Origin of the sequence: Trichocoleus sp. FACHB-262 (assembly GCF_014696035.1) — a bacterium.
Taxonomy (GTDB): domain Bacteria; phylum Cyanobacteriota; class Cyanobacteriia; order FACHB-46; family FACHB-46; genus Trichocoleus.
Genome location: NZ_JACJPK010000064.1, coordinates 82,988 through 104,899 on the forward strand (window position 1 = coordinate 82,988; position 21,912 = coordinate 104,899).

Genomic DNA, 21,912 nt, shown 5'->3' on the forward strand with positions numbered 1-21,912 from the left:
AATGTCTGAAGAATTGCCATCCTGGATCTGTTGTCAACTAGGAGCGCGTGAACATTACGCTATCCCACGGGCTTTACATCAGACCGGACAGCTCGCCCACCTGATTACAGATGCCTGGGTTCCACCACAGTCTGCACTGAACCAGCTGCCTACACCTCTGTTCACTAATTTACGTGAACGGTTCCATGTAGATTTAGCCCAAACCTCTGTCCACGCCTTCACTGGTTCTTTGATGCGCTTTGAACTAACTCAACGCCTTCAGAAAACCTCAGGATGGGAACGTATTATCGACCGTAATCACTGGTTCCAAAAACGGGCAGTGCAGGTACTAAATGCGATCGCTCCTCAACACTCCTCTCTCAATTCTCCCCCTACCCTCTTTGCCTACAGTTACGCTACCTTAGAACTGTTCCGTTACGCCAAGACCAGAGGTTGGCGCACTATCCTTGGTCAAATTGATCCAGGGCCAACTGAGGAAAAGTTGGTTCTAGAGGAATACGCGAGACACTCGATCTATGAATCTAGTTGGCAACCGGCACCACCCCACTACTGGGTCAGATGGCAGGAAGAATGCTCATTAGCTGACCGGATTTTAGTTAACTCGCAGTGGTCAAGCCAAGCTTTGCAGCAAGCAGGAGTACCCGCTAACAAGATTGATATCATTCCTCTTGCCTATGAACCTCCTGAGCAAGCGCGTGACTTTGTGCGAACCTACCCTTCTGCTTTCTCAGCTGAACGTCCGCTCCGAGTGCTGTTTCTTGGTCAGGTTATCTTACGCAAGGGCATTGTTGCACTGCTAGAAGCGGCTGAACACCTACGTGACCAACACATAGAATTCTGGCTAGTTGGTTCTCCAGGCATTGCTAGACCCCAACAGGATAAAGTGCATGAACAGGTGCGGTGGATTGGTTCTGTTCCTCGCAGCGCAACAGCTCAATACTATCAACAGGCAGATATTTTTCTACTTCCAACTCTTTCGGATGGGTTTGGACTAACACAGCTGGAAGCGCAAGCCTGGAAACTCCCAACAATTGCGTCCAGATTTTGTGGTGCAGTCGTGAAAGATGGAGTAAGCGGATTGATATTGCAGAACGTGACTGGAGCAGCGATCGCCGAAGCTCTCCTCTTTTGTTTAAATAATCCTCAACAATTAGTAAATTTTTCTCGGCAATCTACTAGTATGGAGCATTTCGGTTTGGCAACACTCCAAAACAATCTCCAGGCCTTACCTTATGCCACTATTTGAATATCCTGAACTTGCCTTTACTCAAATAGCCTTCCTAGTACTAAGTGTTATCTGGTTTTTGAAGCGCAATGATGAAATTCCATTAATTATTAGTAGCTTTCTATTTTATGTTGCTTCTTATCGCTACTGGGCTGTTGAGCATGGGATTAACCAATGGATTAAGTTAAGTTGGTTTATATCAAAACCAATAACTCAAGAAGCCGCCCTTGAGGCTCTAATGTATATTACTCTTGGGGAAATTTGTTTGCTTAGCACTTATATGCTTTGTCAAAGGCGAAGCTTAGCAGTTGCAATTCCACCGAGTGATCGCTCAGTTCTACAATGGTTGCGGCCCAAGACCCTTCTTCTTGGTTTATTTTGTTTGCCATTAGTCATTCTTACTCGCTCTCAAATAGCAACCCAGCTCAGCGCCGGAAGCTCACTAGCCTTTCAAATTAATAACTATTTGTACTTGTTTCCTTTTGCTTTAGTAGGAATTGCAATTCTTGTTGTCTGTCTTTGGCGGTTTGGAGCAATAACTTCTCTCATTAATAAAGTGATGGCGCTCTCCATTTTAACAAGTGTATTTTACTTGACTTTTGGAAGTCAGGCTCGCTTCCAGTTTTTAGGATGGATGATTGCTGCTGGAATCATTGTTTCTTCATTTTACCGACCAAAAATACGTTTGGCTTTGTTAACGCTCTCTCTCATATTAGCTATGGCTGTATTTGCTATTAGTGGGGCCATGCGTAATCCCAACATAGCTAACCAATCTCTCAATCAAATTGCGCTGGAACGAGCATTAGGCGCTGAAGACGCCAATATGTTAGATGGCTTTGTATTGTTGAAAAATGTTTATCCTGAGCAACTAGACTTCCGTTGGGGAATGGAGCATCTAGAAATATTTATACGGCCAATCCCTAGAGCTTGGTGGCCTGAGAAACCTGTAGGAGGATACATGAATAAGTTAGGCTTTACAATCGCAGGTGGTAGGGGCACTGTAGGAATTTCACCAACTATATTTGGATCGTTTTATGCAGAAATTGGACTATTTGGCATACTCTTTTTTGCTCCTTTATACGGCTTAGTCATTGCCAAGGTTGTTCGGTATAGTACTCAGCTTCAGCCTTTTGCAGGGGTTTTAGTTCGTGCGATTCTTTGCTCGTCTCTTATCCCACTGCTAAGAGGCGGAGATTTAGCTGGAATTTATGCTTGGATCGGTATGGCTTTTTGGCCCTGCTTTTTATTGCTCTGGATGAAACGTCGGAATCTAACTCTCAGGATGTATCCATCAACTCATCCTTATCCCTCCAATCCGCATCCACCCATGAGGCTTCCTCACTCATGACGCAATTAACTAGCAACTAAGTACTAATTTTTCGGCTATGCATGTAGTTGTTATTTTCGATAACATTGGGGGTTACCACGCGGCCCGTTTGCGAGCTACCTACGATGCTTGCCAACGCAGAGATTGGCAGTTTACAGCAGTACAAGTTACAGATACTACCAAAGAACATCCTTGGGGAGACATGGGCCGTGAGATTACATTTCCCCTCAAAACTCTTTTGTCTACATCGGCTACCGCCCTAAATAGTACGAATTCTTCTATACCTGCAACATCTCTGTTATTTGATTGTCTAAATACGCTACAACCAACTGTTGTTGCCATTCCTGGTTGGGGTTTTCCTATTTCTCGTGCAGCTTTAGTGTGGTGCAAACGGCATGCCGCTTTATCAATTTTGATGAGTGAAAGCAAGTGGGATGATGCTAGGCGTACATTTTGGAAGGAAATGATTAAATCTTGGCTGTATGTCAAGCGATACGACGCTGCACTAGTAGGCGGTAATTTACATCGTGACTATCTAGTTCAACTGGGATTTCGTCCCGATCGCATTTTTCTTGGCTATGACGTAGTCGACAATGACTACTTTAGTCAGCAAGCCGAGAAGGCTAGACGAGATCCCAATACTACAAGATTACGTCAGCCTCAAATTCCTAATAAACCTTACTATCTTGCTGCAACGCGATTTATTAAACGTAAAAACATTCATCGACTTATAGAGTCTTTTGTTGCTTATCGTGAGCAAGTAGAAGAAGCTCATGCTTGGGATCTGGTAATTTGTGGTACTGGAGTAGAAGAACCATATATTCGTAGCTTGATTCTGAACAAAGGGCTAAACTATTGCATCCATCTACCTGGTTTTATTAGTTACCAAGACTTAGGAGATTGGTATGGTCTTGCTGAAGCTTTTATACACCCTGCACTACAAGAGCAATGGGGGCTTGTAGTTAACGAAGCCTGTGCAGCTGGATTGCCAGTTCTTTGTAGTCGGACTGTAGGTGCCTGCCATGAGCTTATTCACAATAACCATAATGGTTTTCTATTCGATCCAGAAAATGTAGAGGACATGATAGGTAAGCTAGTTAATATCCATAGGTTAAGCTCATTATTGCGTGCTCAAATGGGAAAAGTAAGCCAAGAAATTATTACTAACTACTCACCTAGTAATTTTGCTAATGGACTCGTGCGGGCAGCTGAATCCGCAATGAGCGCTGCCTAATATAGATACATTAATCAACCAGAGCTTAAAGTTGATGAAAATTTTGCTCGTTACACCCTATATGGGAGAGGTTTATGGTGGTATTCCTAGGACGGTAGTGGGAATAGCTAAGGGCCTTGTACGTTTAGGTATTGCCATTGATATTATTACAACTAATGCTAATAACTTCTGTAAATTACCCATACCATTAAATGTTTGGATTGAAGAAGAAGGTTATAGAATTAAGTATTTTTCTTGCTTCAACAAAAATGATTTTATTATTAGCTCCTCATTGATTGGATGGATACTTAATAATGTTCAAAGCTATGACATAGTGCATACTAATACTCTTTTTTCTCCATTAATTTCAGTAATTCACTGGACATGTAAGGCGTATCAAGTTCCTTATGTAATAACAACACATGGTATGCTAGAACCTTGGGCTTTATCTTATAAGGTTTGGAAAAAGAAACTATATTACTCTCTTTTTGAGAAGTTTGCCCTTCAATCTGCCAGTACTATTCAGTTTTGTTGTGAGACCGAAGCCAATAATGCTAAAGCTCTTGGATGGAACCAACCCACCGTCATTGTTTATAATGGTATCCATCATGAAGACTTTGAAATACCACCGGAAACAGAGCTTCTTTTTGACGAATTTCCGTCTCTTAAGAATAAAAATATAGTTTTATTCCTTGGTCGGATTGATCCTAAGAAAGGGCTAGATTTACTGGCTCCTGCTTTTGCTAAAGTTCACCGCCATTTTCCACAAGCTCATTTGATTGTTGCAGGACCAGACAACACTGGCTTTTCATCTACCGCCCAGAGTTATTTTTTACAGGCAGGATGTATAAACGCTGTAACGTTCACAGGGCTACTGACAGGTAGCTTAAAGTATGCCGCCCTTGCCGCTGCCAGTATTTATGTTGCTCCTTCCTATTCTGAAGGATTCAGCATGTCTGTGCTCGAAGGTATGGCCTCTGGTTTACCTTGTGTTATTACTACAGGTTGCAATTTTCCTGAAGCAGCAAAAGCAGATGCCGCGTGCATAGTTGATACTAATGTTGATTCAATTTCAGATGCTCTAGCGAAATATTTGGGTAATTTGGAGCAGGCCAAGGAGCTGGGCAATCGCGCCCGTCAGTTTATTTTTCAAAACTATACTTGGGATGTAGCTGCAAGAAAACTACTCCAAGTTTATACTGCTATTCTAAATCAACAGCCCCTGCCAAAATTTTAGCTATCGTACAGTTGCCTGCTCGAAAGCGATCGCTCAGCAACTGGCCGCAGCTTACACCACGACCGTCCAGAAACAACCAATACCGCATTCTCTCACTTAACTCAGAGGTTAATGTTGGTACTTGCTCTCTCTGCAAGCACCGCTCAGTTGGTATGGCTTGGGCGATCGCCGATTTCAAGAAAAGTGCTGAACTGGTAAACGAATAATAAACTCTGCTCCCCCTTCTGGACCAGAACCAATTTCGATTTCACCTTGGTGCTTTTCAACAATTTGATAGCAAATGGCGAGACCTAAACCAGTGCCTTGGCCTACGGGTTTAGTAGTAAAAAAGGGATCGAACAATTTATTCTTAATTTCTAGCGGAATCCCACAACCGTTATCTTGAATACGGACCTGAACTTGATGGGAATTCGTTAGTTCGGTTTGGATAGTGATTTGTTTGTTAGCTTTGCCTGAGTCTTCTAACAGCGCATCCATCGCATTATTCAGAATATTCATGAATACCTGGTTGAGCTGAGCGGGATAACACTCAACTAAAGGTAAGTCATAGTAGCTCTTAATAATAGTAATTCCTTGCTTAATACGATGATTGAGAATGAGAAGAGTGCTGTCAATGCCTTCGTGCAAATTAACTCGTTTCATTTCAGCTTGATCAAGCCGAGAAAAATTACGTAGGGATAAGACAATTTGACGAATTCGATCTGCACCTATTTTCATCGAAGATAGGGTTTTAGGAAGATCTTGGGCTACAAAATCTAAATCAATTGTTTCAATATAACTTTGAATCTTTGTACTTGGCTGGGGATATTCTTCTTGATAAAGATGGACTAAATCTAGTAGCTCTTGAATATAATTTTCAATATGCTTGAGATTGCCATAGATGAAGTTAACAGGATTATTAATTTCATGGGCTACTCCTGCCACCATCTGGCCTAAGCTCGACATCTTCTCGGTTTGAATTAACTGCGATTGAGTTTTTCGTAGCTCTTGCAAAGCTTGTTCTAGCTTCTGAGTTTGAGCTTGCGCCGTCAGTGCGGCAGTCTGGGCTTGATGATTAAGATAAGCTCTGGAATGATATCGCAGGCGCGCAACTAATTCGATTTTATCGGGGAGTTTAATTAAGTAGTCATTAATTCCTAATGCAAAAGCTTCCGCTTTGACTTTCGGTTCATCTTTGGTCGAAAGTACAATTAATGGAATATTGCAAGTAATGGGATTAGAGCGGAACTGACGAACTAACATCAACCCGTCGATGTTAGGCATAACTAGATCTTGCAGAATGACTGTTGGAGCAACTTCTTCAGCAAGATGGATTGCTTGCTCAGCATCGTTACAATAATGAAAAATTACATCTGGTTCGGAAGCCAGCATCCGCCGAATTGCTTCACCAATAATAATTTGATCATCAATGAGCAAAACAACAATTTGGGGAGCAGGTGAAAGTATAGTAGATTCACTGAATGCTTCTGGACTTTTAGTAACAATTTCTGGTGGCATTGACATCATAAGCCAGGCTGGCGAAATGGCTAGTATTTAGGGCATGAATGTGCGTGATGAGGAAAACTTGAAGTGAGTGGTAAACCGACTGATTGGACCTAATAGAGTTAATAATAATACTGTTTTCTGAGAGTATATTCTGTTAGTCTAGTTCATAAGGTATAGTTCCCTAATCCGCATTTTGGCTAATTTTCTTCCATCAACTGACTGGATAAATCTGGCCCTAATTTGGTCATTCTATAAGTGAACCTCAGCGATCGCGCCGGAAATTGGCTGAGTTGCTAGAAATTCTGTTCGGCTTAGTGGAACTGCCCTATGTTGATGCTGCTCTTTGCAATTGATGATGAGCGTTATGCCTTGGAGAGCCAGCAGGTGGTGGAAGTGCTACCGCTAATAGGACTAACAAAACCGCACCAAGCACCTGCCTATGTATCCGGTCTGTTGCACTACCGGGGTCATATGGTGCCTGTGGTAGATCTATGCCAGCGGGTTCGTCGTCGTCCTTGTCGCTCCTACTTAAGTACTCGAATTATTGTGGCTCGCTTTCTCAGTGCCGAGAACCAGACACAAATATTAGGCTTACTGGCAGAGAGAGTGACACAAACTTTTAATACGTCTAGTGCCACGTTGGTTCCTGCGGGAATGGTGGTGGATACAGCTCCTTATTTAGGCAAAAGATTAATGGATACCCAAGGTGTGATCCAGTGCCTTGATGTGGAACACCTATTATCTCCAGTGCAGCTACCTCCAACGCAAGTAATTGATCTGCCAGTTGTGCAATAAAGTACCTGAGAATGATAGAAGCTACAATCGAGAATTTACTCAGGCAGAAGATTGGCTTAAATGCCGCTGCCATTGGTTCTAATACGATCGCTAGAGCGGTTCGATCTCGCATGGCAAGCTGTGGTCTGGTAGACATGGCAGCTTATCTAACTCAATTGCACACTTCGGGGACAGAATTGGCAGCCCTGATCGAGACTGTGGTGGTGCCAGAAACTTGGTTTTTTCGCGATCGCGAGCCGTTCGTGTTATTGGCGCACTATGTGATGTCGGAGTGGTTGCCTTCCCACCCCAATCAAGTTTTCAGAATCTTGAGTGCGCCTTGCTCGACTGGGGAAGAACCTTATTCAATGGCGATCGCTTTGTTAGAAGCAGGGTTAGGAGCAGAACAATTTCAAGTTGATGCTGTTGATATTAGCCAAAAGGCTCTACAAAAAGCCCAACTAGCTGTTTATGACGAGTACTCATTTCGCGGCAAAGCTGCGATCGGAAGGGAAGAGGCTCTAAATCAAGGAGGCGAAAAAAATAGCTTTTTGAAGGAGAAATACTTTCAGCGAGTTGTGGCTGGGTATTCGCTCAATGAGTCTGTCAGAAAAACAGTTAATTTTATCCAAGGGAATGTATTAGATTCCAATCTTTTCTGGGATCAACCACCTTATGATGTGGTTTTTTGCCGCAACTTACTAATTTATTTAGATCAGCCAGCAAGACAGCAAACAATTCATCGCTTAGATCGTTTGTTAGTTAGAAATGGCTTATTCTTTGTTGGTCACTCAGAAATGGGACAACTACCTCCATCCCGATTTAGTCCCATTCGGCACGCTTTAGCATTTGCTTTCCGTAAGGTTGAGTCTGGCACTCAAGATAAAGCCCCCGTAGTGACGGCTTACAATCAGCAGGGACAAAAGCGGAATGCTTCTCCAGCCCAAGCTAGTAGAAATACAACATCCACTCGCAAAGCGATTGAGTTGCAACCGACGAATGTTCCTAGCATTGAGGCAAAACCTACATTGGTGAATGCTCGCTCTACTGCTGTGTCTGCCTCCCAAAAAGCATCTTTGACTGCTGCCAAAACGCTAGCGGATGGTGGGCAGTTGGTTGAAGCAGTTGCAGCCTGTGAAGCGTATCTCAACCAAAATCGTAATAATGCTGAGGCTTATTGCCTTTTAGGGCAACTCTATCAAGCTGTAGACCAAGAAACTGAAGCTGAGCAATGTTTTCGCAAAGCTGTCTACTTACAACCGCACCACGAAGAAGCTCTGCTGCACTTGATCTTACTAAAAGAGCAATCGGGTGATCTGGCGAGTGCTTTGGTGTTGCGGCAACGGTTGCAGCGAATTCATTTATCTGAGTACTAAATATAATGCTGAATTCTTAGCTTAAAACCTATATTTAAGATTAATTTAAGCCTTTGTGGAGGTCTGTTTTTAGTAACTTTGTGTTTCTAAAACTGCTTCTGGCAGATGCAAAATTTTAGTGAATCTGAGCTGAGATTAGGGAAATATTAGTTATCTATTCCTGTCCAACGTTCTTGATGAAGTTTGATTTTGACCTCTCAAGATTTCGTGGCTAAGCAGGTAGACACAATCCCTACTATACGGGACTCCGAGTTGTATTTGCTGAAGTGGCTTGTTATGGCAAGCGATCGCAAACTTCTGTTGTAGCTTTACCTTGATAGAAAAATCTTATGCTCAAGAACATGTCACTACAGAATCGCTTGATTGGCTCATTTGGGGTAATGAGTGCGATCGTTTTAGTTGCTGCAAGTGTCGGATGGTTAGGCATCTCTCGTTTAAACAAACATATTGACACTCTGACTAAAAATAGTCTTCCTAGTGTGGCTGGTATTTGGAAGATTAATGAGGGACAAACTCAAATTCAATCCGCTATGCGAGCCTTGGTTAACCCTGAAATTAGCGAGAGTGATAAAGAGACTGAGCTAATCAGAATCAAGAAGGCTTGGGAGCAAATTGATGCTGGCTTTAAACAATACGAGTCAACACCCCAAACTCCTGAAGAAGCAAGGCTTTATAAATCCGCTTTTCAGCCTCACTGGGTCGATTGGAAAACAGATCAAGAAAGATTTCTTCAGCTTTACGAAGAAGCTAAGCAAAGTGGTTTAACTGAATCTGAAGTGCAAACTCTCAACCGCTTTTTGTCTCAACAAGAGCGTCCTACTTTTGATGTAGCTACAGAGGATCTGCTTAGGCTTCTGGACACTAATACTGAAGTTGCGAAGGCCGCTCAGGTTATGGCTATTCAAGATAGTAGTCAGACTTCCTTCTGGGTGGTATTTACGTTAGTGACAGGACCAACAGTAGCGATCGCTTTGGGTGTCTATCTCAGTCGCACGATCGCGAAGCCTTTGGGAGCAAAAGTTGCCAATGTGGTAGTGGTAGCAGAACAAATTTCAGCCGGAGATTTAACTACGCAGGTTGAGAGTGCTAATAACAGCAACGATGAAGTTGACAAGCTGTTGGTCGCTTTTCAATCTATGACTCATAACCTCAACTCCCTGATCCGCCAGGTACAGCAGTCTGGCATTCAAGTGACGACTTCTGCAACGAAGATTGCAGCCTCTGGCAAACAATTGGAAGCTACCGTCACAGAGCAGGTTGCGGCAACCAATGAAGTAGTAGTGACCGCAAAAGAAATTGCTGCCACTTCGGGAGAACTGGCTAACACGATGGAAGAAGTCGCAACCATGTCTCAAGAGACAACGGTGGCTGCTGCTACCAACCAAGAAGACTTGCTGCGAATGGCAACTACGATGCGTCAGTTAGTGGCTGCTACTAATTCCATTTCCGCCAAGCTGGAAATTATTAGCGAGAAGGCCAACAACATTAACAGTGTGGTTAACACGATTACTAAAGTGGCAGACCAGACTAATCTTCTCTCGCTCAATGCGGCTATTGAAGCAGAAAAAGCAGGGGAGTACGGTTTAGGCTTTGCCGTAGTGGCAAGAGAGATTCGTCGTTTAGCCGACCAAACTGCTGTGGCTACCCTCGATATTGAGCAGATGGTAAAGGAGATGCAATCTTCTGTCTCCACCGGAGTGATGGAGATGGACAAGTTTACCAAGGAAGTGGGCCGAGGCGTGGAGGATGTAGGCACTATCAGTGAGCAGTTAGGAGAAATTATTGAGCAAGTACAATCACTATCCCCCCGTTTTTCTGTGGTGAATCAAGGGATGGAAGCACAATCTCAAGGAGCGCAACAAATCAGTGAAGCAATGGTGCAGTTGAGCGAAACCTCTGTGCAGACGGCGGATGCTTTGCAAGAAATTAATCGAGCGATCGAGCAGTTGAACCAAGCAGCTCAGGGTTTGCGCCAAGAAATTTCTCGCTTTAAGGTAGGCGCGATCGCGCTTGAACCCCAACCTGACTATAGCTACTAGATTGCCAGGTAGAGGCGCTAGCACCCAGATTGCTCACGGTCAATCAAGGCATGGAAGGCCAGGCTCAAGGCGCTCAACAAATCAACGAAGCCATGATGCAACTGCGAGATACCTCTAAGCAAACGGCAGATTCTCTTAAGGAAATTAATCAGGCGATCGACTTGCTGAAAGAGGTGGCCCAGATACTAAAGGAGGAGATTTCGCGCTTCAAAGTCAACTCATCTAAGTACAAAGCCTATGTTGAAGCATAAGAAAATAAGAAACCGGATCTTGATAGGCTACTCCCTACCAATTTTGTGTTTAGTAGGGCTAGGTGGAATCGTTCATGTAAACACAAGCAATGCTTTTCAAAGACAGGCAGAAGAAAAGATAGCTCAGACTACCATTATCGAGGTTGACCAAATGGTGCTGGGCGTCGCCAGAATGGTCAGAAATGTCCGAGGCTATCTGCTATTTCCAGAAGATAAAAGCTATATCCAATCCTATGATCAAGGTTTAGAACTATTCAATCAATCTTATGGAAAGCTGGATCAGCAAGCGCAGAGTTTAGAGCGTCAGCAGCAAATAGCGGATCTTGCCAAAAAGGTGAACCGAAACGAAGCAATTGCTCAGAAGATTTTTGAGCTAATTGACTCAGGGCAATTGGTTGAAGCTAAAGCTCTGATGAAATCTCTGCGAATGGATGATATTGACGAAGCTCGACAACAAATTTTGCAGGTAGAGCAGGCTGCGTTACAGCGCTTGGAGCAAGAATCTGAATCTGCCCAAAAACTAGTTGTTGTTTCAGTTTTTTTGGGTGTAATTATATCTGTTGTTTTTAATCTGATCATTGGGCTTTGGCTCTCTCGGCAAGTGGAGTCTCAGATTGCAGAGATTGTAGATGTTGCGGAGAAAATCTCTGTCGGTGATTTAACCGTAAAGGTAAAAACTGATATCAGCGATCGCAATGAAATCGGTCAGCTTCTCCTCGCCTTTCAAAGGATGATTCGGGGGCTCAGTGGCTTCGTTGGTCAAGTCCAACAATCTGGTATTCAAGTGACGGCTTCTATCACCAAGCTGACTGCTTTTGGGAAACAACTAGAGGCGACTGTGACTGAACAAGTGGCTTCGACCCGAGAGGTAGTAGCGACAGCAAAACAGATTGCGGTTACTTCTGAAGACTTGGTGCAAACGATGGAAGTGGTAGCTGCTAAGTCTCAAACTACGGCTGCTAGTGCCAGTGTGAGCCAGGTTAACCTCACGGCTATGGCTAATTCGATGCAGCAATTAATGAGGTCAACCACCTCCATTACCTCCAGGCTGGAAGTGATTCGCGAAAAAGCCCAAAGCATTAATGGTGTGGTTAAGACCATTACCAAAGTGGCTGACCAAACGAATTTACTCTCCTTAAATGCTGCGATCGAGGCGGAAAAAGCAGGGGAGCAGGGGTTGGGCTTTGCGGTAGTGGCGAGAGAGATTCGCCGCTTGGCCGACCAAACCGCTGTGGCTACTTTAGATATTGAGCAAACGGTGAAAGAAATGCAGGCTTCTGTCTCCACTGGGGTGATGGAAATGGATAAGTTCAACCAGGAAGTGAAGCAGGGAGCTGAGGAAGTCAGGGAAATTAGCCAGCAAATGGGTCAGATTATTGAGCAGGTGACAACACTGACTCCGCAATTTTTGATTGTGACGCAGGGGATGGAAACTCAGGCACAAGGGGCACAACAAATTAGTGATGTCATGGTGCAACTGAGTGATGTATCGACGCAAACCGCTGATTCACTCCAAGAAATTAATCGAGCGATCGCCCAGCTAGGCGAAGTAGCGCAAGGGCTACATCAAGAGATTGCTCTGTTTCAAGTCAGCGATCGCCCAATTTCCCATTAAAGCTCTTACCTCAGAACAGCCCCGGTTCAAATTCACCCCAGCTTATGAATCAACTAAACTTGCCATCTCCTTCTGAACGCTGCTGGAATACCATCGGTGTCTCCGGCGATCGCGCCTGCCCCGAACTTTTGGAGATGATTCATTGCCGCAACTGTCCCGTCTACGCCCAAGCGGGACGCAGTTTACTAGAGCGAGAGATCCCGGCTAATTATCTACTGGAGTGGGCTAGCTCCTTAGCTGAAGAAAAAATAGAGCAGACGGCGGGCACTCTATCAGTAGTGATCTTTCGCTTGGGCCAGGAATGGTTAGCCCTATCAGCGCTGTTGTTTCAGGAGATTACCCAAGTTAGCTCAGTTCGGACTTTGCCGCACCGGAGTAACCAGATCTTTCAAGGCTTGGTGAATATTCGCGGTGAGTTGCAATTGTGTATCTCTCTGCGCGATCTGCTCGGTATTGGGCAGGTGGCTGCTGCTTCAACCACGCATCAGATGGCCTATCAGCGGATGGTAGTGGTGCAAAGCCAGAAAAGTAGCTGGGTCTTTCCTGTTGATGAAGTCTATGGTGTGCAGCGCATTCACCCCGATGACATTCGCAATTTACCTGCAACGCTCTCGAATGCTAAGGATACCTACACCAAGGGCATCATTAACTGGCAAAACCATAGTGTGAACTATTTAGATGACGAGCTGCTGTTTTACACCTTGAACCGGAGGCTGCTGTAGTGAGCGCAAATCAGGATTTTAGCCATTTCTCCATGCTGGAATTGTTCCGGATGGAGGTAGAGGCGCAAGCAGCAGTTTTAAACCACGGTTTGCTGGAGTTGGAAACTCATCCTGGGCTGCCTGAAACTCTGGAGTCTTTGATGCGTGCCGCTCACTCGATTAAAGGAGCCGCGCGAATTGTTGATTTAGAGGTGGGCGTCAGACTGGCTCATGTGATGGAAGATTGCTTTGCGAGTGCTCAGATGGGCACTGCAACTTTAGCGGCAGAGCATATTGATGTGCTGCTCCAAAGCGTTGATCTGTTGTTACGGTTAAGCCAAGTTTCAGAGGCCCAATTACAGGGGTGGCTAGCTGAGCAAACGGAGGGGATTGAAGCGCTGGTCAAGGCGATCGCCACTTTACTAGACCCACAATCAGACCTACAACCGCCATCTTTCGCCAACGAACTAGCAGTCATTTCTGACGCCACCGTTTCAGTAAAAATCACTCCAGTTGTCACGACCGCACCTGAGGAACTGAATCAAGCACCGATTCTGGAAGCAGAAGCGATCCCAACGCATCTGCCAACTGTGGGCTTAACGGTGGCAGAGAGCCAAATTGCCACCACAGCGATCGCTGATCCGGTTGCTTCCGGCGCGGCATTATCCACCACAGCTAGAGCGACACCGCTCAGCTCGTCTGGTATGCAAACAGCCGACAACTTAGATCGGGTGGTTCGAGTCAGTGCCGACAACCTCAGTCGTTTGATGGGATTGGCTGGAGAATCGCTAGTAGAAGCGAATTGGCTCCAACCATTTGCTGATTCTCTGTTAAAACTGAGGCGGCAACAAACAGATCTGTCCACTTTATTAGAAAAGTTGCAGGAATCTTTAGTTGGGCAGCCCTTAAATCAGCGCAGCGAAAACTACCTCAATGCCGTGCGGCAGCAAGCCACTGATTGCCGTCAGATGTTGAGCGATCGCTTGAATGAATTGGAACTATTTGCCCGTCGTTCTGCCAATTTGTCCGATCGTCTCTATCGCGAAGTTTTGGCGAGCCACATGCGTCCCTTTGCCGATGGCGTTCAGGCATTTCCGCGCATGGTGCGAGATTTAGGCAGGCAGCTAGATAAGCAAATCCGCTTTGAAGTTTTGGGCAAAGCTACAGATGTAGACCGAGACATTTTAGAAAAGCTAGAAGCACCACTCACCCACCTGCTCCGCAACGCGGTTGACCACGGCATTGAATCAGTCGCAGAGCGCTTAGCAACAGGTAAACCAGCAGAAGGATTAGTGCGCCTAGAAGCATTACATCAGGGCGGCATGCTTTCGATCACCGTGTCTGATGACGGACGAGGCATGGATTTTGAGCGTTTACGCGCCAAGATCGTCAGCAAACAATTGGTCAGCCCTGAGATGGCTCCTCAACTCACAGAAGCGGAGCTAATCGAGTTTCTGTTCCTACCAGGCTTTTCCACCAGCGATACGGTGACGGAGCTCTCGGGTCGAGGGGTAGGGCTAAATATTGTGCAGAACATGATTCAGGAGGTTGGAGGGAGCTTGCGGGCGGTCTCTAAACCGGGTAAAGGGATGACTTTTTACCTGCAATTGCCCCTGACTTTATCAGTCATTCGTACACTTTTAGTCGAGATTTCTGGTGAGCCTTATGCCTTGCCGCTGACCCGGATCGACCGCATTGTCATGGTGGAACCAGCGGCGATCGCGGTGGCAGAAAACCGTCAATTCTTCACTATTGATGAACAAAATATTGGTCTAGTGGTGGCTCATCAAGTTCTAGAGCTACCTGCCTCTTCCGGTCATGCCAAGGATCTCCCGATCATCGTAATTAGCGATCGCTTGAGCTGCTATGGCCTAGTGGTAGATCGGTTTCTGGGTGAGCGAGATCTAGTGGTTAGGCCCCTCGATTCCCGCTTAGGTAAGGTGAAAAATATTAGCGCGGCGGCTCTCCTGGAAGATGGCTCTCCGGTTCTCCTCATTGATATAGAAGACATGGTGCGATCGATTGATCACCTGCTAGCTAATGGTCAGCTTAGTCATATCAGTCGCAAAACAGCCCAGCTAGCACCCAAAGCTCAAAAGCGCGTTTTAGTTGTGGATGACTCCATTACGGTGCGGGAAATGGAGCGGAAGCTATTGCAAAACAAAGGATATGCGGTGGAAGTAGCGGTTAATGGTATAGATGGCTGGAATGCGATTCGTACGGGACATTTTGATTTGGTCGTCACGGATATTGACATGCCTCGGATGAATGGGATTGAGCTGATTGGCCAATTGAAGCAACATGCCACCTTGAAATCCTTACCCGTGATTATTGTGTCGTACAAAGACCGAGAAGAAGACCGCATGCGGGGGTTGGAAGTGGGAGCGGACTACTACCTAACTAAAAGTAGCTTTCATGACGACACCCTCCTCAAGGCCGTGCGCGATCTCATCGGTGAGGCGATCGCATGAGGGTTGCCATCGTCAATGACATGCTGCTGGCGGTAGAAGCACTTCGCCGTGTAGTTGCCAGTGCCCCAGAATACGAAGTCGCTTGGATAGCTCGCAATGGAGCTGAAGCGGTGACGAAAGCTGCTCAAGACACCCCAGACTTGATTTTGATGGATTTGTTGATGCCTGAGTTGGATGGAGTCGCTGCGACCCGCCAAATTATGGCTCAATCTCCCTGCGCTATCGTACTTGTCACGGCAACGGTGAGCGGCCACGGGGCTAAGGTGTTTGAAGCAATGGGGTATGGCGCTTTAGATGCAGTGAACACGCCTATTTTGGGGCCACAAGGACAGGGGGCGAGTGGCACTGAAGTACTGGCTAAAATTGCGATGGTAGCTAAGCTAATTGGCAAGTCTACAGTCCGAAAGTCGCGATCGCCAAACTCGGTGCAGCCAGACAGTTTCGCTCATTCGACGCCTCCTTTGGTCGTGATTGGGGCTTCCACAGGGGGACCGCAAGCGCTGCGAACCATTTTGTCCCAGTTCCCAGCTAATTTTCCGGCAGCGGTGGTCATCATCCAGCATGTTGATGCTCAATTTGCTCCCGGTTTAACTGAATGGATGAATCAGCAAACCACTATCCCGGTAAAAATTGCCCAGCACGGCCAAGTCCTTCAGGCAGGTACTGTTTCTGTCGCCAGTACTAACCATCATTTGATTGTGCAAGCAGATCTGACTTTGGCCTATACGCCAGAGCCATCGCAGTGTGTCTATCGCCCCTCCGTGGATGTCTTTTTCAACAGCGTAGCGGCTCACTGGCCCCGTAAAGGAGTGGCAGTGCTGCTCACGGGGATGGGCAAAGACGGCGCGATGGGTCTCAAATCTCTTTACGCCGCTGGCTGGCATACGATCGCTCAAAATCGCGAGACTTGTGTGGTTTATGGCATGCCCAAAGCTGCGGTTGAGCTGGGTGCTGCGAAAGAAGTTTTACCCCTGCCTGCGATCGCGTCTGCTTGTATGGAACAGGTTTCACGCCGCTGGACTAGACGGGCTTAGATGAAGATTTTGCTTGCTTGGTTCGCAGGAGCAAAGTGCTGTGGTTATCAATCAATGCAGGACTACCCCAACGATTGGTGGCGCTAAAGCTCTCAAAGTACTGCTGTGCGGCTAAAGGAAAGTGCGAGAAGTCAAACAAAGCGTCCCCATCCGCAATTTTGGCCCAGAAGTAGCGTAGGCTCGGCAGCAAAACTTCGGCTTCTTCTAGTGGCAAATTGAGCGGTGGTTGAGTCAGCAGTTTCAGCATGAAGGGATGACTGCGATCGCCCATCCATTGACGAGAGGCTTGTTGCAGTTGCGGCCAATCGGGCACAGCATCAACCCGATGGGATTCTACTTGCAGCCATTGTCTGCCCTGGCGATCGCGATGAAACTGCAAAACTCGATAGGGATGGGGATAGCTGACCAAGGAGCCAGTGGTAATCTCGTAAATACCTTGGTGCTGAGCAATATCCTGCACATGCAGATGCCCAGTAAATACAAGCTGCACCCCCGCGTCTTGCAGCATTTGCAAGAGCGTTGGCGCATTGTCTAGCATGTAGCGGCGGCCCAATGGGTGTTGCGATTGGTTGGGCAGGTGCTCTACTACGTTGTGATGCAGCATTACTAGCACTAATTCGTCTGGTTCCATCTCGGCTAAAACGTGACTGAGCCAGTTAAGCTGCTGCTCATCTAGACAACCTGTTTGTTTGCCTTGGGCGTCAAATTGATTGGAGTTCAGCCCAATTAAGCGCACTCCAGGCAAGAGTTCACAGATGTAATACATCCGAGAGGTATCTTCATAGCCGAACTTATGGTAGTAGGTAGAAAAATCAGCCCAACCAATCGAAGTGCCATCAGGCATAGGGGTTGGGACATCATGATTACCAGGCACAACGTACGTGGGAAAAGGGAGTTGAGCTAATCGCTCCGTCAGCCAAGCATGATTTTCGGGTTCGCCATGCTGGGTGAGATCGCCAGGAATGAGTAAAAAATCAAGATTTAGTTGCTCTAAGTGCGCCAAAATAATTTCCAGGGCAGGGATGCTCACCTCGACTAAGTGAAACCGATTAGGATGCTCCCAAATAGTATGGGGTAAGGCAACATGGAGATCGCTGACCACAGCGAAGCGAAACTGCAAGCTCATAAGGTGATTTTTTAAAGCGGGTGATCAAACGGTTACAGCAACTCCACCCTTGATGGCGGAGAACTAACTTGGGAATCGATTAAATTGGTTTATATTGTCGCAAACTGATTTCCTCTCAAGGATAATCCTGAGAAGAAATTACGGTACAGCTTGTTCAGCATTTACGAGAGGAAGCATTAACCTTGTCACTGGTTCGAGTTCGAGAACACGTTAATCCGCTGAGCCGCAAATATCAAAGTCCAGTTCATCCCCCGGATTGGAGCCAAGTGTATGCGGACTCAAACCAGCCGCTACATTTGGACATTGGCTGTGCGAGAGGTCGCTTTGTGCTGAGTATGGCGCAAACGGAACCGAGTTGGAATTTTTTAGGTTTGGAAATTCGGGCTCCTTTGGTAGATCAAGTCAACCAGGAGCGCGATGAGCTGAACTTGCCCAATTTGCACTACTTGTTTTGTAATGCCAATACTTCGGCGCGATCGCTGTTGCACTCTTTACCGAAGGGAGTGTTGCAACGAGTAACGATCCAGTTTCCTGACCCTTGGTTTAAGCGCCGACACCAAAAGCGACGGGTGGTGCAGCCAGAGTTAGTGAGAGAACTGGCTAGCTATTTGGTTAAGGGTGGCGTTGTCTTGCTTCAGTCTGATATTCAAGAAGTGGCTGTAGAAATGTGCGATCGCTTTGAGGAGCATGCAGCGTTTCAGCGGCAGGGGGAATATTGGCTGAGTGAAAATCCTCTACCTGTGCCGACGGAACGGGAATGTATGACGTTGGAACGGGGAGAACCTGTCTACCGAGCTTTGTTTGCGCGTACTTAGAGTCAACCCTATGAGTGACCTAGTTAGAGCTGCCAATACCGATCGCGATCGCATCAAGCAAAAAGCTTTAGAGTTAGGCTTTCACAAAGTTGGAATTGCCGCAGTAGACCTCGATGCCAACAGTCCTGAAGTACAGAGGCTGCAAACTTGGTTGAATACAGGCTACCAAGCGGATATGGCTTGGATGGATAATCCTAAACGCCAAGATGTACGCCTAATTATGCCAGAGGTGCAGTCAGTCATCTGCGTAGCACTCAACTACTACACTGCCGATCAGCGACCTGAAGGACAAGAGTATGCCAAGATTTCTCGCTACGGCTGGGGGCGGGACTACCATCGCATACTGCACAAAAAACTCAAGGCTTTTGCTAACTGGCTACAAGCCCAAGGGGACGGCATCCAAGCCCGTTACTATGCTGATACAGGCCCTATTCAAGATAAAGCTTGGGCTCAACGAGGGGGCTTGGGGTGGATTGCCAAAAATAGCAACGTAATTACGCGAGAGTATGGTTCTTGGGTTTTTCTCGGGGAGGTGTTAACCAACTTAGCTTTAGAACCCGATCGCCCGCACACCGAGCATTGCGGCACCTGTACCCGCTGCCTGGAGGCATGTCCCACCGGAGCGATCGCTCAACCGTTTGTAGTGGATGCCAACCGCTGCATTGCCTACCATACGATTGAGAACCGAGCTGAAACTCTCCCAGAAGCGATCGCGACAAAAATGCAGGGCTGGGTCGCAGGTTGTGATATCTGCCAAGATGTCTGCCCCTGGAATCAACGTTTTGCTCAAGCCACAGACGCCACTGAATTTCAGCCTTACCCCCAGAACGTGGCTCCTAAGCTGAGTGAATTGGCAAACATTTCTGATGAAGAATGCGATCGCCGCTTTCCAGCTTCTGCCCTACGGCGAATTAAACCTGAGATGTTACGCCGTAATGCCCGTGCCAACCTCAGCAATACCTGACATCACATTATTCTTTTACTTTAAAGAATAAAGATCATTAGGCCTTAAGCATTACGAATCGAAGCTCCGGCTTTTTCAGGATTGAAGCCCTTCGGAAAACGAGTTCCGGCGGCAAAGTCACTACCTTGGTCATAAATAGCATCTTGCAGATTTGCTTGGGAAAGCTTAGCCTTACTTAAATCTGCTCCGCATAAATTAGCCCCAATCAGATGACTAAATTCTAGATTAGCTTCACTTAGATTAGCGTTTACTAGAATTGCTTGATTGAGGTTAGCTTTAGCTAATTTTGCTTGCCCTAAATTCGCATCATTTAAGATGGCGGCTGCCAGATTAGCAGTTTCTAAATTAGCTTGGCTGAGATTGGCTGCGGTTAAATTAGCTTTACTTAAATTTGAATTGCTTAAATTGGCACAAGACAAACCTGCTTGACGTAACGTTGCTTCGACTAAAGTAACCTTTTGCAGAGAAGCAAAATTCAGATCTACCCAATCTAAGTTAGCTTGGCTTAAGTCTACATTCTGTAGAGAGATATCGGGTTTTAGAATATATATCCCTGCTGCCCCCACATTAAAGTCTGGAGGGAAACAAGTCGTCAGGCTACAAAATACTTTGTGAAAATCTATTCCACTCAGATTGGCTCCACTCAGATTGGCTCCACTCAGATTGGCTCCGCTCAGATTGGCTCCGCTCAGATTGGCTCCGCTCAGATTGGCTCCGCTCAGATTGGCTCCGCTCAGATTGGCTCCGCTCAGATTGGCTCCGCTCAGATTAGCTCCAATTAAACCAGCTTGGACTTGATTAGATTGACTAAGGTTGGCATTGATTAACTCTGCCCCATTCAAGTTGGCCCGAACTAAAACTGCTCCAGTTAAATTAGCTTGAGAGAGGTTAGCCAGAATCAAATTGGATTCAGTCAAATTAGATTTCGAGAGGTCGGCTTCACAGAGTACGGCTTCAATTAAATTTGCTTGGCTTAGCTCTGCTTGACAAAAGTCTCTTCTACCCGAGCTGTATTGCTCCAACAATTCAGCCGCAGCTTGAATGCTTTCCTGTCCACTCCTACTCATCATCTGCTCATCCCTGAAGGTTTAAAACACTATTTAGCATGTAAAAAATGAGCAACGCCGTAGCAATTGAACTTTGATTCATGGCGCTGCTCATTCTTATTCAAGAGTACCTTTGTGCTTTGACGCTTATCCTAGTTGAGTAAATTCAAAAACATCATGGGTGCCACCACGCAGAACAGATTCAGTATGCTTACCTTGTAAGCGCTTACTTAGAATTGCCTCTAATGCCCCCCAAACAGCACCTAGGGTAAAAGTGCACTTTCGCTCTGAGCCTTGAGGTTCGCCAGCAGAGCAGATAGTCTCCTGTGTATACACTTTGATGGTGCCACCGTCTCGCTCAATTTTGTCAAGGACCAGCAAACGAGTTCCATCCTTTCCCAAAGCGTGGGCCACCTTAGAGGTAGCATCTTCCAAGGACACTGCTGAGTTGACCAAGCCTAATTCTGCTGCCAGCTTTTTGCCCCGAGCCCGACCTGCTGCAATTAAAGAGATGGCAGTTGCTTTCTCACCTAAGGCATCTTCCATGCCAACAATGATGGACTTTAGGCAAACGATACTGCTGAAATCTCCGAGTTGTTCACGCGATGTAGTCATGAATGATTCCCTAATTTTTTGAAGATGAAGATTGACGAATACTTAGTTTCAGTTGAGTCAAGCGTTATTTCTAGCTGACCATAGGAGTGATTGAGGCAACCGCTCGCTTAATCTCTAAGTTCAACAAGCCTTGCTTGGCGCTAGAACTAGCTAAGACTAGGAGTACGGCTTCGGTGCCACAACCCACTAGCACTCCGTAGCCTTTCTCACCTTCCACAAAAATCCGGTCAATTGCTCCCCGCGCTAACTCCTGGCCAATTCGCTCGCCTAAAGAGATCATGGCCGCAGACATTGCCGATGTTCTTTCTTCGTCAAAACCGGCAGGAAGAGCAGAAGCTAAAGCAAGGCCATCGGGGCTAACTAGAGCTGCACCTTGAACATCGGGGGTGCCGCTAACGAAATTTTGGAGAACATCTTGTAGAGCTGAAACAACAATCATGGCTTGTTCCTCGATGGTAGTGTTGTGAGTATTTGGCGAGATGGAGAAGTTAAAATTTTCATCCAGAAGCTGGCAACAAATCTGGTTGGTCTTCTGTTTGATCCATCTTTTTTCTGATAACAACTCACTGAATGAAGTGATATATTCAGTAGCTAAAAT

At 46.1% G+C, this 21,912-nt stretch carries 19 protein-coding genes; 14 read left to right on the forward strand and 5 right to left on the reverse strand.

Annotated features, from left to right (window positions below):
- The first annotated feature begins 1 nt into the window (after position 1).
- From H6F68_RS12275 to H6F68_RS12290, 4 genes are read left to right on the forward strand one after another with little or no spacing between them, the layout of a single operon-like run.
- Positions 2 to 1,246 carry a glycosyltransferase family 4 protein gene (locus H6F68_RS12275; protein ID WP_190559345.1) on the forward strand — a complete coding sequence of 415 codons (1,245 nt, stop codon included), beginning with the start codon at positions 2 to 4 and terminating at the stop codon, positions 1,244 to 1,246.
- Complete coding sequence (locus H6F68_RS12280; RefSeq protein WP_190435972.1) at positions 1,233 to 2,573, forward strand: hypothetical protein; 1,341 nt, start codon at positions 1,233 to 1,235, stop codon at positions 2,571 to 2,573. The genes H6F68_RS12275 and H6F68_RS12280 overlap by 14 nt, the downstream gene beginning before the upstream one ends.
- A 37-nt stretch (positions 2,574 to 2,610) precedes the next feature.
- Complete coding sequence (locus H6F68_RS12285; protein WP_190559348.1) at positions 2,611 to 3,786, forward strand: glycosyltransferase; 1,176 nt, start codon at positions 2,611 to 2,613, stop codon at positions 3,784 to 3,786.
- A gap of 34 nt (positions 3,787 to 3,820) precedes the next feature.
- A complete protein-coding gene (locus tag H6F68_RS12290; protein ID WP_190559349.1) occupies positions 3,821 to 5,002 on the forward strand; it encodes a glycosyltransferase in 1,182 nt (393 codons plus the stop codon).
- Between the two features lie 174 nt (positions 5,003 to 5,176).
- On the opposite strand, the gene H6F68_RS12295 is transcribed toward H6F68_RS12290, so the two are convergent.
- Positions 5,177 to 6,508, reverse strand: a complete 1,332-nt coding sequence (locus tag H6F68_RS12295) for an ATP-binding protein (RefSeq protein ID WP_199300057.1) — start codon at positions 6,506 to 6,508, stop codon at positions 5,177 to 5,179.
- A gap of 306 nt (positions 6,509 to 6,814) precedes the next feature.
- On the opposite strand from H6F68_RS12295, the gene H6F68_RS12300 reads away from it, so the two are divergent.
- From H6F68_RS12300 to H6F68_RS12335, 8 genes are all read left to right on the forward strand, one after another.
- The gene (locus H6F68_RS12300; RefSeq protein ID WP_190559350.1) at positions 6,815 to 7,282 is read left to right on the forward strand and encodes a chemotaxis protein CheW; all 468 of its coding nucleotides are present in this window, start codon (positions 6,815 to 6,817) and stop codon (positions 7,280 to 7,282) included.
- An 11-nt stretch (positions 7,283 to 7,293) separates the two neighbouring features.
- Positions 7,294 to 8,637 (forward strand): protein-glutamate O-methyltransferase CheR, encoded by a 1,344-nt coding sequence (locus tag H6F68_RS12305; RefSeq protein WP_190559351.1) that lies wholly within the window; start codon positions 7,294 to 7,296, stop codon positions 8,635 to 8,637.
- 341 nt (positions 8,638 to 8,978) lie between these two features.
- Positions 8,979 to 10,676, forward strand: coding sequence for a methyl-accepting chemotaxis protein (locus H6F68_RS12310; protein WP_242065470.1), 1,698 nt, complete (start codon positions 8,979 to 8,981; stop codon positions 10,674 to 10,676).
- Between the two features lie 50 nt (positions 10,677 to 10,726).
- A complete protein-coding gene (locus H6F68_RS12315) occupies positions 10,727 to 10,927 on the forward strand; it encodes a hypothetical protein (RefSeq protein ID WP_190559353.1) in 201 nt (66 codons plus the stop codon).
- Between the two features lie 151 nt (positions 10,928 to 11,078).
- Entirely contained in the window at positions 11,079 to 12,542 is a 1,464-nt protein-coding gene (locus H6F68_RS12320; protein WP_199300058.1) for a methyl-accepting chemotaxis protein, read from the forward strand.
- 44 nt (positions 12,543 to 12,586) lie between these two features.
- Positions 12,587 to 13,264 carry a chemotaxis protein CheW gene (locus tag H6F68_RS12325; protein ID WP_190559355.1) on the forward strand — a complete coding sequence of 226 codons (678 nt, stop codon included), beginning with the start codon at positions 12,587 to 12,589 and terminating at the stop codon, positions 13,262 to 13,264.
- Positions 13,264 to 15,714 (forward strand): hybrid sensor histidine kinase/response regulator, encoded by a 2,451-nt coding sequence (locus tag H6F68_RS12330; protein ID WP_313930102.1) that lies wholly within the window; start codon positions 13,264 to 13,266, stop codon positions 15,712 to 15,714. The genes H6F68_RS12325 and H6F68_RS12330 overlap by 1 nt, the downstream gene beginning before the upstream one ends.
- Positions 15,711 to 16,748: a chemotaxis response regulator protein-glutamate methylesterase gene (locus H6F68_RS12335; RefSeq protein ID WP_190559357.1), complete on the forward strand. Its 1,038-nt coding sequence runs from the start codon at positions 15,711 to 15,713 to the stop codon at positions 16,746 to 16,748. Before H6F68_RS12330 ends, H6F68_RS12335 begins: the two co-directional genes overlap by 4 nt.
- Here the strand turns inward: H6F68_RS12335 and H6F68_RS12340 are convergent.
- Positions 16,735 to 17,874 (reverse strand): metallophosphoesterase, encoded by a 1,140-nt coding sequence (locus H6F68_RS12340; protein ID WP_190559359.1) that lies wholly within the window; start codon positions 17,872 to 17,874, stop codon positions 16,735 to 16,737. The genes H6F68_RS12335 and H6F68_RS12340 overlap by 14 nt on opposite strands.
- 182 nt (positions 17,875 to 18,056) lie before the next feature.
- Between H6F68_RS12340 and trmB the strand changes: the two genes are divergently transcribed.
- Together trmB and queG are read left to right on the forward strand one after the other, a co-directional pair.
- Positions 18,057 to 18,689, forward strand: coding sequence for a tRNA (guanosine(46)-N7)-methyltransferase TrmB (trmB, locus tag H6F68_RS12345; protein ID WP_190559362.1), 633 nt, complete (start codon positions 18,057 to 18,059; stop codon positions 18,687 to 18,689).
- Positions 18,690 to 18,699: 10 nt separating this feature from the next.
- Positions 18,700 to 19,653: a tRNA epoxyqueuosine(34) reductase QueG gene (queG, locus tag H6F68_RS12350; RefSeq protein ID WP_190559364.1), complete on the forward strand. Its 954-nt coding sequence runs from the start codon at positions 18,700 to 18,702 to the stop codon at positions 19,651 to 19,653.
- A gap of 44 nt (positions 19,654 to 19,697) precedes the next feature.
- Here queG and H6F68_RS12355 read toward each other — a convergent pair whose 3' ends face one another.
- From H6F68_RS12355 to H6F68_RS12365, 3 genes are all read right to left on the reverse strand, one after another.
- Positions 19,698 to 20,723, reverse strand: coding sequence for a pentapeptide repeat-containing protein (locus H6F68_RS12355; protein WP_190559366.1), 1,026 nt, complete (start codon positions 20,721 to 20,723; stop codon positions 19,698 to 19,700).
- A 123-nt stretch (positions 20,724 to 20,846) separates the two neighbouring features.
- Positions 20,847 to 21,314, reverse strand: a complete 468-nt coding sequence (locus tag H6F68_RS12360) for a hydrocarbon-binding protein (RefSeq protein WP_190435930.1) — start codon at positions 21,312 to 21,314, stop codon at positions 20,847 to 20,849.
- A gap of 70 nt (positions 21,315 to 21,384) precedes the next feature.
- Positions 21,385 to 21,753: a roadblock/LC7 domain-containing protein gene (locus H6F68_RS12365; RefSeq protein WP_190435927.1), complete on the reverse strand. Its 369-nt coding sequence runs from the start codon at positions 21,751 to 21,753 to the stop codon at positions 21,385 to 21,387.
- Between the last annotated feature and the right edge of the window lie 159 nt (positions 21,754 to 21,912).